Annotated in this window: 3 protein-coding genes; 2 read left to right on the top strand and 1 reads right to left on the bottom strand. The window is 40.9% G+C overall.

The features are described 5' to 3' along the window. The first annotated feature begins 468 nt into the window (after positions 1-468). Positions 469-888, top strand: a complete 420-nt coding sequence (locus V7Z64_RS12965; RefSeq protein ID WP_297990647.1) for an SRPBCC family protein — start codon at positions 469-471, stop codon at positions 886-888. Then, positions 889-1218: an ArsR/SmtB family transcription factor gene (locus tag V7Z64_RS12960; protein WP_297990648.1), complete on the top strand. Its 330-nt coding sequence runs from the start codon at positions 889-891 to the stop codon at positions 1216-1218. A gap of 32 nt (positions 1219-1250) precedes the next feature. Here V7Z64_RS12960 and V7Z64_RS12955 read toward each other — a convergent pair whose 3' ends face one another. Next, positions 1251-2279 (bottom strand): LacI family DNA-binding transcriptional regulator, encoded by a 1029-nt coding sequence (locus V7Z64_RS12955; RefSeq protein ID WP_334110689.1) that lies wholly within the window; start codon positions 2277-2279, stop codon positions 1251-1253. Positions 2280-2302 lie beyond the last annotated feature (23 nt).

Below are 2302 nucleotides of genomic sequence, written 5' to 3'. Positions count from 1 at the left end.
GGCTGAGGTTTTACCACTAAACTACACCCGCACGCTTAAGTTCACTATACCCACAATCATTTATCACGCCCGACCATGCCTCTTCCTCTACTCGCTTACTCGATGATGATGGATGCGTCGAGGCAACTCGCCGATTACTCGATGATGTATCGCTCGTGGCTGAGGTTTTACCACTAAACTACACCCGCACATGCAGAAAAAGTAGAAATTTGTCGAATAAAATGTAAAAATAAAAAACAGGTGTCCCTGTTTCGTAATTACGTTTTACATTATATCGACTCCTCCTAGGCAAGTCAATACCTTGTTCACAACTTTTTCAAAAACATATTCCCTCAATAATCGATATGCAACGTAAATGATAATACGTATCGTAGCATGCTACAAATGGGAAAGGGATTTGACATAACACCTAATGGTTGCATATAATAAATACGAAACCAAATGGTTATATATTTAGGAGGGACATTTGTGAGCCAAACTGTTCAAGATATTCAACAAACCATTGTCATCGAAGCGCCAATTCAAAAAGTATGGGATATTGTTTCTACATCGGAAGGAATTGCTACATGGTTTATGCCAAATGATTTTCAGCCCATTGAAGGACATGAGTTTCACTTACAAACTCCTTTTGGACCTTCACCGTGTAAAGTATTGAAAGTGGAAAAGCCCCATCTTCTTTCTTTTTCTTGGGACAAAGATGGGTGGATCGTTTCTTTTATTTTAAAAGACTTAGGAGACAAAACAGAATTTACTCTCATCCACGGAGGATGGGGAAGCGGAGATGACATTCTCCCGAAAGCAAATGAGAAACAATCTGTGATCCGTGATCGTATGGCACAAGGTTGGACAGGCATTTTAGAAAAGCTTCGAAAGGTTGTGGCATCATAGGTGACTTCACCAAAAAAGCACGATGTTTTTCAAGCGATTGCGGACAAAACAAGAAGGGACGTATTGCGTTTACTGGCGGAAAAAAAAGAACTACCGATCTCGGCTATTGCAGCACATTTTCCAATTAGCCGAACAGCTGTTACGAAGCATTTAAACATTCTCGCTGAAGCAAACTTAGTCCAAAGTCGAAAATTAGGTAGAGAGAAAATTTACTATCTCCATTTAGAACCATTAACAGAGTTAAAGCAGTGGCTAGCATTTTACGAACGTTTTTGGGAAAATAAGCTATCTATTTTAAAACATGTGGTTGAAAATAAAGAACATTCATAGCCCCCTATATTTGTAACGATAGGGGGCTTTCTTTACGTCAGTCCATATAATCGATTGCTGCCGCAAGATTCGCGAATAATTAATTCGGGCTCAACCATTACTGCCCTCGGCTGGAATTGGCGATGTATAATATCCCTTAACATATAAGCGGCAAGTCTCCCGATTTTTTCTTTATCTTGCCGAACGGAAGTTAAAGGCGGATCAGTATAGTTGCACGCCTCGATATCATCACATCCAACAATCGCAATATCTTCAGGTACTTTCAAACCTTGCTCTTTTATCGCTTTCATCGCACCAAACGCCATTAAATCCGACGCCGCAAATACCGCTTCAGGACGCTGTGACGAACGCAAAATCTTTTTCATCGCTTCATAGCCGCTCTCTACAAAAAAGTCCCCTTGAGCGAACCATTCATCATGAATCGTTAACCCAAATTCTTTCATCGTGTTTCGAAATCCTTCTTCACGAATTTTTGTCACTTGCGCCCCCGGTAAGCCCCCAATATAACCGATATGGCGATAGCCACACAAATAAAAGTGCTCTACTACTTTAGCTGAAATTTTATAGTTATCTGTCATAATGTAAGCAGAACGGCTTCCTTCAAGCGGAATATCAACACCGATGCACGGAATGTCGCTCATGTCTAAACGATAAATGGACGGCTGGACCCGTTCACCGCTAATGATCATGACCCCATCTACTTTGTAACGCATCGCCCGCTCATAGTAATCTTCCTCCCCTTCCTCAAACCGCTCATTTGAAAAAAAGAGGAGGTCATAGCCGAACGATCCCATTGTTTTTTTAAAGGAGTTCATGACCTCGATAAAAAACGGATGATTGAAGTCGGCGTTAATTTCCCCGGCGTAAATAACACCGACAACTCTTGATTTATGGGCTGTATCTTTTTGAATTCGAGCAGCGACATACCCGGTCTGCTCCATAATTTCTAACACTCTTTTTTTCGTCTCTTCTCCAACATCATGATAGTTATTTAACACTTTCGATACTGTACCCGGTGACACACCCGCTAACTTTGCAATGTCTTTAATCGTGATTTTCATACGATCCCTTCTTAACTTCATAA

The organism is Anoxybacillus sp., assembly GCF_036834105.1.
Lineage (GTDB): Bacteria > Bacillota > Bacilli > Bacillales > Anoxybacillaceae > Anoxybacillus.
This window is presented reverse-complemented; position numbering and strand designations above follow the sequence as displayed.